Source organism: Streptomyces sp. NPDC002851, from assembly GCF_053591935.1.
Map to the genome: position 1 here is coordinate 183912 of NZ_JBSFUT010000003.1, position 12928 is coordinate 196839.

Below are 12928 nucleotides of genomic sequence, written 5' to 3' on the forward strand. Positions count from 1 at the left end.
ACCGCCTGTGGTTTCCGCCGCGAAGACGGACCAGGCGCTGCATTCTGCCGCGGCTGTTCATGGAGCGGTGAGCCTGACCGGCAGGGTCTGGCTGCTGTTGCTGACGAAGGACGGCAGGGGGATCAGTTCCTGAACGTCGACGGCGAGAGCGATGTGTGGGAAGCGGTCGAAGAGGGAGGAGAGAGCGATTTCCCCTTCCATGCGGGCGAGTGCGGCGCCGAGACAGTAGTGCGGCCCGTGCCCGAAGGACAGGTGTCGGCTCGGTGGCCGTGCCAGGTCGAACATGTCGGCGTCGGGGCCGTACTGTTTCGGGTCGCGGCCCGCGGCCGCGTATGAAGCGAAAAGCGCCTCGCCCTTGGGGATCACGGTGTTGCCAGCGGGGATGTCGTCGATGGTGTAGCGCAGCGGGAAGTGTCCGACCGGCGAGTCCCAGCGCAGCACCTCTTCAACCACGGCGCCCCAGCTGCGTTGGCCAGAGGCGACGGCGGCTCGCTGGTCAGGGTGGGTGAGCAGAGCCCGAGCCGCGTTAGTGACCAGGTTGAGGGTGGTGCCGTGGCCGGCAACGAGTACCAGGATCAGGGTTCCGAGCAGCTCTGATTCGGAGAGCCGGTCGCCGTCGTCGTGGGCGGCGATCAAGTGGCTCGTGAGGTCCTCACGCGGCTCGTGGCGCCGGGCAGTGACGAGGTCCGTGAGCAGGGCGTGCATGCGCTGCCGTGTGGCCACGGTCTCCTCGGGGCTAGTGGTGCTGCTGGTCAGGCTCGCGGACAGACTGCGGAACTCGTCGAATCGCTCGGCGGGGACGCCCAGCAGGGTGCCGATCGTGTTCATGGGCAGGGGATAGGCGAAGCGATGGCGCAGATCTACAGGGCTGGGCCCGTGCTCGGCCAGTGCGTCCAGGAGACGTTGGGTGATCTCTTCGATGCCGGGGCGCATCGCGGCGATGCGGCGCGAGGTGAATGCCTGGGAGACCAGGGTACGCAGGCGGCGGTGATCTTCTCCGTCCGCAGTGGTCATACCAGGGTTGGTGACGAAGTCGATTAAGGGCCAGCCATCGGGCACGTGCCCGTTGCGCAGGGCGCTCCAGTGCGCAGGGTCTTTGACGACCCGTGGGTCGGTTAGCAGGTCCTGCAGGAGCTGGTGGCGGGTGATGACCCAGGCGGGCACACCGTGCGGGAGCTCCACGCGCACGGCGGGGCCGATCTCACGGAGGCGCTCGATCTCGCCGTGCAGGTCGGCTGCGGTCACATCGAGGCGTATGGGTGGGACGTGGTCCACAGGGCACCTTCGGTATTGGGGGCGTCTAAAGTCGGGGTGAAACGCACCGGAAGAGCGGTGAGTGCTCGCGCCCAGGGCGAGGGCCGGTACGTCAACTGGTCGGGCTGGACGCCGAGTTCGATGTCGGGCAGCCGGTGGATGAGCGTGTCGATGGCGGTGTGAGTGATCAGCCGGGCTGGGTCCCGGGCGGGGCAGGTGTGGGGCCCGGCGCCGAAGCTGACGTGGGAGCGGTTGCCGGGCACGATCTGGCCGCCGGGTGGCTGCACGGCCGGGTCTCGGTTGGCGGCCGCGAGGCCGAGGATCAGTGCGTCTCCGGAGTGGATGTACTGGCCGCCGAAGTGCAGGTCACGGGTGGCGTAGCGGGCGGGGAAGTTCTGCACGGGGGTGTCACGCCACAGGACTTCGTCAAGGGCGGCGTCGATGGTGCGGCGCCCGCCGGCCACGTTGGACCGAAGCCGCGCGTCGAGCAGCAGGAGCCGAACGGTGTTGGTGATCCAGTTCGCCGCGGGGCCGTTGCCGGCGACGATGATCACAGCCAAGTGGTGGATGACCTCTGCGGGGGACAGCTGCACTGGATGGTCGAGCAGCCACGACGGCAGGTCGTCGCGGCGCCGTACGGTGCGGTCCTGGACGAGGTCACTGAACATCCTCTGGAGGTTCCGGTTCGCGGCCTGCGCCTGCGTGCCGCTGTCCACCAGGTCCTTGACCGCTCGGATGAGTGGCGGGGCCATTCCATCGGGCAGGCCCAGGAGCCGGGAGGCGACCCATAGCGGCAGCTGCTGCGCGTAGTCGACCACCAGGTCGGCGCGGCCGCTGGGGGCGACGGCGTCGATGAGATGGTGGGCGAGCTGAGTGACGGTGCGGCGCAGTTGATGCAGGTCTATGCGGCGAAGAGCATCACTGACCGCGGCGGCGAAGCGTCGGTGGACGGGGCCGTCCGTGTGCAGGAGTGTGGGCCGGTAGCCCATCATCGGCATGAGCGGCGAGTTCGCGCGGACTCTGCCATCGTGCAGGGCCCGCCAGCGACGTGAGTCGTGTGAGAAGCACTCCTCGTTGCGGGTGACCTCCAGCAGTTCGCGGTAGCCGAGCACCAGCCACGCCGGAACCCCGGGCTCCAGCTCGATCGGCGCGATCGGACCGTGAGCGCGGCGCATCTGCTCGTACAGCGGGTGCGTATCACCGGTCAGCACGTCCCCGTACAAAGGCGTCGCGTGGGCGGGGCAACCGGCAGGTGGCGTCGCCGGGTTGGGATGCGTCATCGTGTGGTCTCCGGCGCGTTCGTGTACAGATGGTCGACCAGCGTGATCAGGGCATGAGTGCTGGAGGCGCGGTCGCGGGCGTCGCAGACCATCACCGGTGTGCCCGGCAGCAGATCCAGAGCCGACCGGAGTATCTCGGGCGCATGCTCGGGGGCGGAGGGGAACTGGTTGGCGGCTACGGCGAAGGGCACGCCGAGGTCTTCGAGGTGACCGAGCACGTCGAAGCTGGCCTCCAGGCGTCGGGTGTCGACCAGCGCCAGAGCGCCGAGAGCCCCGTGCACCAGGTGCCGCCACAGTGGGAAGAACCGCGGCTGCCCCGGCGTGCCGAACAGGTACAGCACCCGCTGCTCGTTGAGAGTGATGCGACCGAAGTCCATGGCCACCGTTGTGGTGGCCTTGCACGCCAGGATGCTGTCGACCCCTTGGGCGGCCTGCGTCATGGCTTCTTCGGTACGCAGCGGGGTGATCTCGCTGAGGGAGCCGATCAGCGTGGTCTTGCCTACCCCCAGGGGCCCGGCTATCACGATCTTGACGGCCGTGTTGACCGTGTCGGCCAGGTAGCGGTCGTCACAGTCGTCGGAGTCCATCGAGTACCTCTTTCAATAGCGCCTTGTCCGGGCGCTCAGATACGGGAATGGGTGGGCGGGCCCAGACCAGACCGGCGTCGACCAGGTCGGCTAGGAGTACCTTCACCACGGTGATCGGCAGCCGCACATGGGCAGCGACCTCGGCAACGGAGAGCAGCCGACGGCACAGCGCGAGGATCTCAGCAGCTTCCGGGGGCAGACCCGCATCCGTCGCATCCGTGCGGGGGTTCGGGGCGGCGGAGATGACGAGGGTTTCCAGCGCCAGTGTGTTGCGGGTCGGTTCCACACGTCCGCCTGTCACCACGTACGGGCGGACCGGGCCAACTCCCGCCGGGCCGGTCATGGCGTGGGCGCATCCGCGCGCGGCGGGCTGGACAGGTGCTCACCGATCCTCGCCACGAGCTGCTGCATCTCCCGTGCCACCAGCCCGGCATCCACGTCATCGCTGGTGGCCACGGCCATTACAGCACCCGGCCCAGCAGCGACGATAAACAGATAGCCGCCCTCCACCTCCACCATGATCTGCCGACTGGTCGAGCGCACACCAACGAGCTGCACAGCTGCCTCGTGCCCAAGGGACTGAAGTCCCGCGCACAACGCGGCCAGCCGATCGGCACCGTCCGCATCCAGCCGGTCCGATGCGCCCATGCACAGCCCGTCCCGGGATATCACCAGCGCATGCTGCACCGCGGGCACGCGCAGGATGTCGCCCAGCATCCAGTCCAAGTTCTGTGTCCTCAACGCCGTTCGCCTTCCTCGTGATCGGGGCCGCTGCCCGCCGCGCGAGCACGGCCCTGGCGGGTGCCCGCTTGCAGACTGCTCATGAACGCTCCGGCCTCCTCCGGCGACCGCGACGTCCCTGACGCTCTCGTCGATGTAGGGGCAGTGATGGGGGAGAGGGGCTGGTGCCGTCGGCTGCGCCGCTGTGGCAGTCCACCAACGGACATGTCCGCCGCCTGCGGGACGGAAGCGGTTGGGGCGGCCTGGACTGTGGTGCTCGGCGGCGCGGGAGTGGCTGGCGTCTGCGGCACCTCGGCGAGCTGCGCCGACGGCACCAGGACCACCGCTCGCACCCCGCCGTAGGCGGAAGGAGACTCCAGCTTCACCGAAAACCCGAACCGCCGCGCCAGCCGACCCACCGCGGCCAGGCCCAGATGCGGGCTGCCGCCGAGCCCACGCCCGTGCACCCCCAGCTCGCCGCGCAGCCGCACTTCGGCCTCCGTCAGCGCCTGCTCCGTCATGCCCACGCCGCCGTCGTCGATCTCGATGACCGCACCCCGGTGAACTGGCCGGATGGCCACCAGCACCGACACCGTCGGCGGCGAAAACCTCGTCGCGTTGTCCAACAACTCCGCCACCGCATGGATCAACGCCTCCACCATCGGCGCCTGGATCGACAGATCCTGCGGCCCCTGGACCTGCACCCGCTGGTATTCCAAGATCCGCGACTGCGCGCCCCGCACCACATCCACCATCGAGATCGCCGACGGCCACTGCCGCCCCGGCCACGCACCGCACAGCACCGCCATCGTCTGCGCCTGCCGCGCCAACTGGGCAGCCGCATGATCGGCCCGCATCAGCCCGGCCATCAGGTGCGGGTCCTCGACACGCCGCTCCAACTCGTCCAGACCCTGCTGCTGCGCGAGCGCCATGACTTGAATCCGGTCGGCCATCACCAGGAACGCAGCCCGCGCCGCATCGGCCGCGGCCCGCTCGTGGCCCACTGCTGTCGCCGACTGCTTGAGCACCGCCTGCAAACGGGCAGCGAAGTCAGTCGAGCCGAGCTCCCGATGCCGCAGCGGCACCTCGGACCCGTCCGACTGGCCCTCCAGCGCGGCAGGGAGCCGAGCTGACGCAAAATGCCCGAGCTCCTCCTCAAGGAGCAGGCGCTGAGCCGCGTACCGGTGTCTCTCGTGCACTGCCGCATCACGCTCGCCCCGCAGCTTCACCAGAGTCCGGCGCGTGTACAGCAGAACCGGTCCAGCCACCACAGCGGCAACCCCCAGGCTCAGGGGCACGGCATCCAGCAACGCGGTCATCAACAGTCCTCGGTCACAGGGCAATTGGTTGGGAAGGCTGCCGGGCGCGGGGGTGACAGCCAGGGCAACGGTCACCTCACCCGCGCCCGACAGCCGGCCTAGAAATCGATCTTTGCGATCAGTCCGAACACGTCGCGTACCGCGTCTTGGACCGTCGGAGCCGCATCACTGTCCGCCAGGAAGAACCCGAACAGGACACAGACGAGCGCGTGCCCAGCGTTCAACCCGCCCTTCTTGATGAAGAGGAACACCAAGACGGCCATGAGCACGACGGCAGACACGCTGACGCTCACGACGTACCGCCGCCGGCGCGCGGAACCCGGCGCAGCGCGTCCTCGGCCGAACCATGCCACCCAGGCCACATGCTGGTTGACGAGCCGTCAGTCGGGTGCAGAGGTGAAGACACCGTGAACTCCCGGAAGAGAACGAGAACGGGATCGAACTCCGCAACGCCCTCGGCTCAGAAGCCACCACCTGGTTACGCTTTCCACCACCCGCTGGAGCCGCGACGCTGCGTGTCGTCCAGAGTGATGCGCGGCCACGTAGAGCACACATTCCCCGGGTGATATCACCGCGGTGATTTCGGTTTTGGGAAGGTGTCATAGACGTCTGAGACGTGCGTGTCAGGGGGAGGCAGGGATGGTCATGCAGATGCCACGCCGCTGCGAACGGTGCGGCTGCCCGCTGAGCCGGTACAACATCGAAACGCAGTGCTCCGCATGCGCGCGTGCCCACGTGATCGAGCACCGTCCGCCTTCCGTGCCGGATCGCGTCTGGGGACATCCGGACATCCAACAGGCCCTTGCACGCTGGGACTTCGCCCGCGCTGTGCGCCTCATCCGGAAGCACGGTTGCCTTCGCCAAGAGGACATGGCGCAACTGACCGGGCTCAGCCAATCGTTCCTATCGATGCTCGAATCAGGCCGCCGGAGGCTCACCAACATCGACAAAATCGCCGAGCTCCTCACGGGACTCGGCGTACCTGGGGAACTCTCGCCGCTTCCTTTGACCCAGCCTTCGCGACCGTCACCAACCCTGCTCACCGAGGACTTTGACCCGGTCCTGCCGTGGAGCGCGAACCGTATGGTGTCCGCACTCACCACTGCGGTTGGAGGGAGCACGATGGACCGTCGAAGGTTCCTCGCAGTGAGCGGCATGGCCCTGACGGCCTTCATTCACCACTGGGGCACCGCCGAGGCCGAACCACTCGTACGCGCTGCCGAAGGCAGCAGACTCACCCACGAACTCTTGGACAGCCTGCAGCAGACCACGGACAACCTTCGGGTCATGGACGCCAGCGCCGGAAGCGGCAGTCTGGCCGACCTGGCCAACGCCCACCTGGCGTTCCTCAACCAACTGGTCCGGCAAGCCACATACGACGAAGAGGCCGGCCGACGCCTGGCCGCCGTCGTCGCCGACACCGCCACCCAGACGGCCTGGTTCACCTTCGATGCCGGAGACCGAGCCCGCACCCCTGCCTACCTCTTCGCCGCCCTCCGCGCTGCCAAAGCCTCCGGTGACACCCGGCTTGGCGCCGGTGCCCTGTCATACCTGGCCATTCACGGCTACTCCATCGGGCAGCCTCGCGATGCCGTCACCGCGGCCCAAGCGGCCCGAGAGAAGACCAAACACCTCGGCGCCCCAGCTCTCGAAGCGATGCTCCTGACCCGGCAGGCCCGCGGCCACGCGATGCTCGGCGAACGCCAAGCAGCCGTCACCGCCCTTGGCCGCGCAGCCGACCTGTGCGCACAAGGCCGCTCCGAACAGGACCCGCCCTGGCTCTACTGGATCAACGACGGCGAAATCCATGGTCAGACCGGAAGCTGCTACCTCGCACTCGGAGACCCACACCGCGCCGCCGACAGCTTCGCCCAGGCCCGCGATGCGCTTAACCCAGCCGACCACCGCACCCGCGCCCTGATCATGACCCGCGCTGCCTCCGCGCATCTACGCCAGGGGGATGCCGAAGCCGGATGCGACAGTGCTCACCATGCCCTAGACCTCGCCGAACAACTCCAGTCCACCCGCCTCAACGAACACGTCACCACCATGCTCGCCGACCTCAAGGCATCTGGTGACACCCCGTACGCTCGGGAACTGCTCGACCGCGCCGCCACCATGACCGCAGCGAGGAACCGGACGTGACCCAAAACCAGACCCTCGTCCTGTGGGACATCGACCGCACCCTGCTGTACGTCGGAGACATCGACCGGCAGGTATACCGCGAAACCTTCGCTGAAATCGTCGGCCGACCAGCCGAGCACCTGCCGGCCCGAGGCACCGGCGTCACCATGCCACTTGCGATCCGGTCCCTGCTCCTGGACAACGGCGTCGAGGAGGCGGCGGTGCCGGACCTGCTGCAGCGCATGGTGGAGCTGCTGCCTCAACGGCTCGCGGCCCACACGGATGATCTCCGCAACGAAGGGGTCCTCATGCCCGGAGCGATGGCCGCCCTTCAGGCTGTCCACGACCACGACGGCTGGATCCCCGCGGTAGTCACCGGAAACTTCAAACCGAACGCCCTACTGAAGCTCGCAGCCTTCGACCTCGCCCGCCACCTCGACACCGAAATCGGCGGCTACGCCTCCGACGACAGCCACCGCCCCGCCCTCGTTGCCGTCGCCCAGAAACGCGCCCAGACCAAGTACGGCACGATCTTCAACCGTGCCAACACCGTGATCATCGGCGACTCGCTCGAGGACGTCCGCACCGGGCTCGAAGGCGGCGCTGCCGTTATCGGAGTCTCCTCGGGAAAGACCACAGGCGACCAACTGGCCGCTGCTGGAGCGGACGCTGTGCTCGACAGCCTCTCCGACCTTCCGCGAGTCCTTGGAGCCGTCGCCGAGCTGACGAACAGGGCCAGAAAGGCGTAGGTCGCTCTGCTGACCGAACGTCGCTGTCCCCCTTCCCATTGCTATCGCGCGTGACCGCTATGCGACCACAGAGCAGGGCGGGACGACACCCCACCGCCTTACCGTGCGGACCCCCACCGGTAGCGCGTCCTTGCCTCACGGGCTGCCAATTCCGAAGGCGTGCCCACAAACGCCGGGCCGCAGCCAGCAGGAAGGCATCCGACCACCATGGCTATGGCCTCACGCGCGGTCGCTGCCGGCCCCACGGCCTGCGTCCGCAGCGGTCCAGCAACCCAGTAGCTACCCCCGGCATCCGGCTGTACGTAGGGGATGTCCCAAGTCCATCGCGGCGCGGTGCAACGGCTGAAGTGCAGCTCGCCCATGCCCGTCCACGGGAAGAGCTGCCGCAGGAGCGGCTCAGAGTACGCCGCGTCCACCAGTTCGGCGTGAACGCGACCGTCATCACGCACCGTCTGCCAGCCCGCTTCGACGATGTCCCTCCAAGAGTCCCTGTCCACGGCACCATCATGCACGGCCGACTCTGGCCCATCACCCGCGTGATATCACCCGCGGAATGTGCCCTCGCCCGCCCAGCGCGGCACGCTCCTCACCGGACAGCCACTACGGCAAGTCCGTACAGCGCCACTGACCGAAGACAGCAGTGTGCCACCGGAGGGAGAACCGGAATGCCGACACCCCGCCGCACCAAGAACGATCACCTCATCTACGCCGACGTCGTCGACTCCAAGCAGAAGGCCGGAGTCTGGATGGGCGAGCGTGACGCCTTCCAGGCCAAGCAGGCCGAGATCCTGGAAGGTGTCAAGGACAAGACCGACTGGGTCCCGGTCGAGAACGCAATCATGATCGTCAGCACCGAGCCTGCCGGGATCACGGTTCTCGCCGCGAACCCGACCCTGCCGGGCGTGATCGTCCTCGCCGACGGCGGCTCCCCGGAGGCATCGGCGCAGCTGCAGGCCGCCGGTGAGGAGCTGATCCGAACGGTGATGGCCGAGCGTGGCATCGTCGCCGAGGAAGCCGCGTAACCACCGTGGCTGCCTCACAGCTTCTGTGGGGGAAGTACATCCAGTTTGACCGGGACGGGGCGGCTGCCCTCCTCGATCCGGTCTCCCTGGAGAGCGTGTACCTCGACCGCGGGGAGGTCACCGACCTCTCCGCGGTCCCCCCGACCGCGACGCACCAGGCTCTTGCCGAGCTCGGCTTCACGCCCGACACCCGCGACATCGACCCGCGTGAGGCAATCCGTACCCGCCTGAGCACCCTCGGCCTCGATCCGACGCCGGCCCGGATCAGCGGCCTTCGGGTGGTGCTCACCGACCGCTGCAACATGAAGTGCAGCTACTGCTTCGTCGACACGAACACTGGCAAGCCGGACATGAGCGAGAAAGATCTCGCCGAGGGCCTGGCCTACCTATTCGAGACGAACGAGGGCCAGGACCAGGTGGCCATCCAGTGGTTCGGCGGCGAGCCGACCACACGCTTCGACCTGATGCAGTACGGCGATGCTCTCGCCGACGCGCTCGCCACCCAGCACGGCGTCAAGAACGTGCGGCGCACAGTGGTCACCAACGGCGCCCGCCTCACCGACGCCATGGTCGACCACTTCGCCTACTACCAGTACGGGGTCGGCATCTCCATCGACGGGCCACCGTCCATCAACGCAGCGCACCGGCTCCTCCTCGGCGGACAGTCTGCAGACGACCGCATTCGCCGCAACGCGCAGCGGCTCCTGGACACGGACGGCATTCACGTCGGCTGCAACCTCACCCCAACCTCCGCGAACATCGGCCGCCTCGCCGAAACCGTCACATGGATCACCGACGAGCTCGGCCTGAAGTTCATCTACGCCAACACCCCCATCCCCACCGGCGGCCGCTGGCTCGTCGACGGCACAGAGCTGGCGAAGGAGCTGTACGATGCCCGACTCGTGGCTCTGGGTCGGGGCGGGATGATGTTCTCCGTCCTCGACCGGGCCTTCCAAGCCCTCGACCGGCGACGCCCGATGCTGCTCGACCACATGCAAAGCGACCGCACCTTGAACGCGGCTCTCCTGCCCGGGCGGAAGGTCAGCCTCTGCGACATCAACTTCACCGAGCCCCAGTTCTTACACACCATCGACGAACTTCGCACCCACCCAAGCCTGTTGGGCGGTATCGCGAAGACCGTGGCCCCGATCCCAGAATGCGGCACCTGCCCAGCCTTGGCGATCTGCGGAGGCCCCTCCCGCAACGAGCAGCTCCTCGTCGGAGGCGACCGCCCGGACCCGCAAATGTGCGCCTTCTACACGAGCACGGTGGAAATCGCCGTGTGGGACAACACGGGGATGCAATGAGCCTCCCCACCACAACCGAACCTGCCGCACCCGGCCGTGTACGCGGCCGGTTCCGGTCGGCGCTGATCAGCACTGCCGGGCACTGCAAGATCGCCTGCGGCTTCTGCTTCCGCGCCGACCGTGCACACGGCTTCCTCCCCCTGTCCCTTTACACGCGGAGCCTGTCCCGCCTCAAAGAGGTCGGCGTGCAGGAGATCTGCCTGACCGGCGGCGAGCCCGCCCACCACCCAGAACTGCGTAAACTCGTGCGATTGGCCCACCAGTTCGGCATGCCCGTATCCGTCGTCACATCAGCGCGTGAGCGCAACGACGTGGACCAGCTCCAAGCGGTGGCGCACCTGCTGACCAACGTCACGGTGTCCGCCGACTCAGCCCGCGCGATGGAACTGGGCCGTACCACGCGCAGCACCACCTCCGGCATATCCGCTCTGGAGAGCCTTCGCTCCGCACCGGGCAGAATCTTGCACGTCACGTACTGGCGGCTCACCGACACCGAGTGCCACACCCTGCGCGACCTGGTCGCCGAGGCCCAGATCGAGGTGCAGTTCAGCCCCGTCATGCTCAACGACACCGACCGGAAGCGGACCGGCTATAGCCTCGACGCCTACCTGGAACAACAGCGCCGGGACACAGCCCTCCTCGGAGATCACTTCCAGTTCACAGCCCGGTTCCAACAGCATCTCCACGAACTACGGCAGCTGCACCACGAATCTCGAGGACAACAGCTCTGCCGCGGCTCATCCCTGTATGTGTCCGCTCAGGGCACGATCCGCCGCTGCCCGTACGGCACGGCCTCCGTGAACGTCACCGCACCCAGGACGGGCATCCGCGCCTTCATCGACGCCGCACCATGCGAGCGCACCACTCCGTCGTGCGCGGCCATCTGCCGTGCCGAACCGCCACCCGGGAGCCGCCGATGACGAACCCTGTCACTACCCGAGGCGAGTTCCTCGAACGTTGGTGCATCCCGCCGAACTTTCCAGTCGGCGGTGACGTGATCCACTTCGACTGCGCCTTTCCGCCCGCCGTCGAGGTTCTCGACGCAGTCCGGCAGGACGAAGAGGTACGGTTCACGATCCTGGGCGACGACGACTGGTCCCTCCGCATGGACCGTACCGCCGCCTTCCGCACCGCCCGGATCGACGAGATCGTCACGTGGACGTTCCGGCTGGTGCACTTCAACCTCGCCCGCTTCTACACCGGAATGCTCGCCGGCTTCCAAGAGCAGGTCATGATCCCCTGGCGCACCGGGTTGTCCAGCTGGGGGTATACGTGGCAGAGGTGCGCGCCGCTGCTTTTCCTCTCTACAGCCGGTGCTGCGTCGACGTATCACAACGACAACTCTCATGGCCTGGTGTGGCAGATCGAGGGCACCAAGACGTTCCACAGCTACCACGCCCCGGACGACGTCCTGTCTGCTGAGGCGGCCGTCGTTGGCGAGACCACCGCCGAGGAGCCGCCCGAGCATGATCCGGCCGACCGGCTCTCCGTACGCATGGAGCCGGACGCGAAGCTGTGGAGTCACGCACTGACCCCGCACTGGGTGACCACCGAGTCTCCCCTGGCGATGAGCGTCACCCTCGCCCACGGCGCGCTCTGCCATCAGGGCCGCTTCTCAGAGCGGGAGCTGGCGCTGCGCTCCTACTGGGACAAGCACCCCGACGAAGCGTGGATGCACGATCTACGCAACGTCCGCTACTGACTGGCCGGAAAGCCCCTCTTGGCCACAGCAAGGGGTGGTTTCACACTGCGAGCAGATTTCATGAACGGGGAGGCGGCATGCCCAAACGCAAGCGCCGATACACCAAGGCGCAACGGCGGCGCCTCGTCCGCCAGCGCGTCACCCTCGCGGCCGTGGCTGTCACCGCGATCGTGTTCGTGTTCTACCAAACACCTTGGCTGCTGCTGGGGTTGCTGTTCGCGTCCGCAGCAGCGTCCGCCGGCTGGGCCCTATGGAAGATCGACCGCCGTGCCCGTCACGGTGACCGGGCCTGGCGCGAGCAGGACCGTCGCATGGCCTTGGAAAGATCCATGACGGCCATCGACGCGATGAGCTGGCAGGACTTCGAGCACTACGTAGCCGAGCTATGCCGCAGGGACGGCTGCACCAACGTGACCGTGGTGGGCGGCGCCGGGGACCTCGCCGCCGACATCATCGGCAACATGCCGGACGGGCGGCGCCTCGTCGTCCAGGTCAAGCACTACGCACCGCACCGCACTGTCCCCAGCGGGGACATGCAGAAGTTCGTCGGAATGGCCTTCTCCGAACACCTCGCAGACGTGGCCGTGTTCGTGGCCACCTGCGAATACACTGCCGCCGCCCGAACCCTCGCCACCAAGCACAACATCGTGACGCTCAACCGGGACCTGTTCGGATCCTGGAACAACGGTGCCCGCCTGGACTCTCTGCTGCCCCTCGGAGGCACCGGCAGCGGACCCGCCCGGACTCGTAAGACGGCACGGGGTACTCGGACTCCAGGAACGAAACCGAAGAATCCACCGACGCGCGAAGCACCTTGAACGAACCAAGTTGGGGCGGTCAGCCGAGCTGCTGACCGCCCCAACC

At 67.6% G+C, this 12928-nt stretch carries 15 protein-coding genes; 7 read left to right on the forward strand and 8 right to left on the reverse strand.

Annotated features, from left to right (window positions below):
• Positions 1 to 57 precede the first annotated feature (57 nt).
• The 7 genes from ACWD10_RS04435 to ACWD10_RS04465 form a co-directional block, all read right to left on the reverse strand.
• Positions 58 to 1245 carry a cytochrome P450 family protein gene (locus tag ACWD10_RS04435; RefSeq protein WP_451086876.1) on the reverse strand — a complete coding sequence of 396 codons (1188 nt, stop codon included), beginning with the start codon at positions 1243 to 1245 and terminating at the stop codon, positions 58 to 60.
• Entirely contained in the window at positions 1242 to 2534 is a 1293-nt protein-coding gene (locus tag ACWD10_RS04440) for a cytochrome P450 (protein ID WP_451086878.1), read from the reverse strand. Before ACWD10_RS04440 ends, ACWD10_RS04435 begins: the two co-directional genes overlap by 4 nt.
• Entirely contained in the window at positions 2531 to 3121 is a 591-nt protein-coding gene (locus tag ACWD10_RS04445; RefSeq protein ID WP_451086880.1) for a GTP-binding protein, read from the reverse strand. Before ACWD10_RS04445 ends, ACWD10_RS04440 begins: the two co-directional genes overlap by 4 nt.
• Positions 3102 to 3407: a DUF742 domain-containing protein gene (locus ACWD10_RS04450; RefSeq protein ID WP_451086882.1), complete on the reverse strand. Its 306-nt coding sequence runs from the start codon at positions 3405 to 3407 to the stop codon at positions 3102 to 3104. The genes ACWD10_RS04445 and ACWD10_RS04450 overlap by 20 nt, the downstream gene beginning before the upstream one ends.
• Before the next feature lie 53 nt (positions 3408 to 3460).
• Positions 3461 to 3838: a roadblock/LC7 domain-containing protein gene (locus ACWD10_RS04455; RefSeq protein WP_451087203.1), complete on the reverse strand. Its 378-nt coding sequence runs from the start codon at positions 3836 to 3838 to the stop codon at positions 3461 to 3463.
• Positions 3839 to 3858: 20 nt separating this feature from the next.
• Complete coding sequence (locus ACWD10_RS04460; RefSeq protein ID WP_451086884.1) at positions 3859 to 5160, reverse strand: ATP-binding protein; 1302 nt, start codon at positions 5158 to 5160, stop codon at positions 3859 to 3861.
• Between the two features lie 98 nt (positions 5161 to 5258).
• A complete protein-coding gene (locus tag ACWD10_RS04465) occupies positions 5259 to 5453 on the reverse strand; it encodes a hypothetical protein (protein ID WP_451086886.1) in 195 nt (64 codons plus the stop codon).
• Positions 5454 to 5799: 346 nt separating this feature from the next.
• Here ACWD10_RS04465 and ACWD10_RS04470 point away from each other — a divergent pair, with 346 nt between their 5' ends.
• Positions 5800 to 7305 (forward strand): helix-turn-helix domain-containing protein, encoded by a 1506-nt coding sequence (locus tag ACWD10_RS04470; protein WP_451086888.1) that lies wholly within the window; start codon positions 5800 to 5802, stop codon positions 7303 to 7305.
• Positions 7302 to 8033: an HAD family hydrolase gene (locus ACWD10_RS04475; RefSeq protein WP_451086890.1), complete on the forward strand. Its 732-nt coding sequence runs from the start codon at positions 7302 to 7304 to the stop codon at positions 8031 to 8033. The genes ACWD10_RS04470 and ACWD10_RS04475 overlap by 4 nt, the downstream gene beginning before the upstream one ends.
• Positions 8034 to 8131: 98 nt before the next feature.
• Here ACWD10_RS04475 and ACWD10_RS04480 read toward each other — a convergent pair whose 3' ends face one another.
• Positions 8132 to 8545, reverse strand: coding sequence for a DUF6193 family natural product biosynthesis protein (locus ACWD10_RS04480; protein WP_451086892.1), 414 nt, complete (start codon positions 8543 to 8545; stop codon positions 8132 to 8134).
• 153 nt (positions 8546 to 8698) lie between these two features.
• Between ACWD10_RS04480 and ACWD10_RS04485 the strand changes: the two genes are divergently transcribed.
• From ACWD10_RS04485 to ACWD10_RS04505, 5 genes are all read left to right on the forward strand, one after another.
• The gene (locus ACWD10_RS04485; protein ID WP_451086894.1) at positions 8699 to 9055 is read left to right on the forward strand and encodes a hypothetical protein; all 357 of its coding nucleotides are present in this window, start codon (positions 8699 to 8701) and stop codon (positions 9053 to 9055) included.
• A gap of 5 nt (positions 9056 to 9060) precedes the next feature.
• Entirely contained in the window at positions 9061 to 10362 is a 1302-nt protein-coding gene (locus tag ACWD10_RS04490; RefSeq protein WP_451086896.1) for a radical SAM protein, read from the forward strand.
• Positions 10359 to 11282: a radical SAM protein gene (locus ACWD10_RS04495; RefSeq protein ID WP_451086898.1), complete on the forward strand. Its 924-nt coding sequence runs from the start codon at positions 10359 to 10361 to the stop codon at positions 11280 to 11282. Before ACWD10_RS04490 ends, ACWD10_RS04495 begins: the two co-directional genes overlap by 4 nt.
• Positions 11279 to 12064, forward strand: coding sequence for a hypothetical protein (locus tag ACWD10_RS04500; RefSeq protein WP_451086900.1), 786 nt, complete (start codon positions 11279 to 11281; stop codon positions 12062 to 12064). The genes ACWD10_RS04495 and ACWD10_RS04500 overlap by 4 nt, the downstream gene beginning before the upstream one ends.
• A gap of 77 nt (positions 12065 to 12141) precedes the next feature.
• The gene (locus tag ACWD10_RS04505; protein WP_451086902.1) at positions 12142 to 12882 is read left to right on the forward strand and encodes a restriction endonuclease; all 741 of its coding nucleotides are present in this window, start codon (positions 12142 to 12144) and stop codon (positions 12880 to 12882) included.
• Positions 12883 to 12928 lie beyond the last annotated feature (46 nt).

What these genes read in the sequence shown, in the direction of transcription:
- ACWD10_RS04445 (WP_451086880.1), bottom strand. Translation starts at nt 3,121, where the DNA reads ATGGACTCCGACGACTGTGACGACCGCTACCTGGCCGACACGGTCAAC.
- ACWD10_RS04460 (WP_451086884.1), bottom strand. Translation starts at nt 5,160, where the DNA reads ATGACCGCGTTGCTGGATGCCGTGCCCCTGAGCCTGGGGGTTGCCGCT.
- ACWD10_RS04485 (WP_451086894.1), top strand. Translation starts at nt 8,699, where the DNA reads ATGCCGACACCCCGCCGCACCAAGAACGATCACCTCATCTACGCCGAC.
- ACWD10_RS04470 (WP_451086888.1), top strand. Translation starts at nt 5,800, where the DNA reads ATGGTCATGCAGATGCCACGCCGCTGCGAACGGTGCGGCTGCCCGCTG.
- ACWD10_RS04455 (WP_451087203.1), bottom strand. Translation starts at nt 3,838, where the DNA reads ATGCTGGGCGACATCCTGCGCGTGCCCGCGGTGCAGCATGCGCTGGTG.
- ACWD10_RS04495 (WP_451086898.1), top strand. Translation starts at nt 10,359, where the DNA reads ATGAGCCTCCCCACCACAACCGAACCTGCCGCACCCGGCCGTGTACGC.
- ACWD10_RS04440 (WP_451086878.1), bottom strand. Translation starts at nt 2,534, where the DNA reads ATGACGCATCCCAACCCGGCGACGCCACCTGCCGGTTGCCCCGCCCAC.
- ACWD10_RS04505 (WP_451086902.1), top strand. Translation starts at nt 12,142, where the DNA reads ATGCCCAAACGCAAGCGCCGATACACCAAGGCGCAACGGCGGCGCCTC.
- ACWD10_RS04500 (WP_451086900.1), top strand. Translation starts at nt 11,279, where the DNA reads ATGACGAACCCTGTCACTACCCGAGGCGAGTTCCTCGAACGTTGGTGC.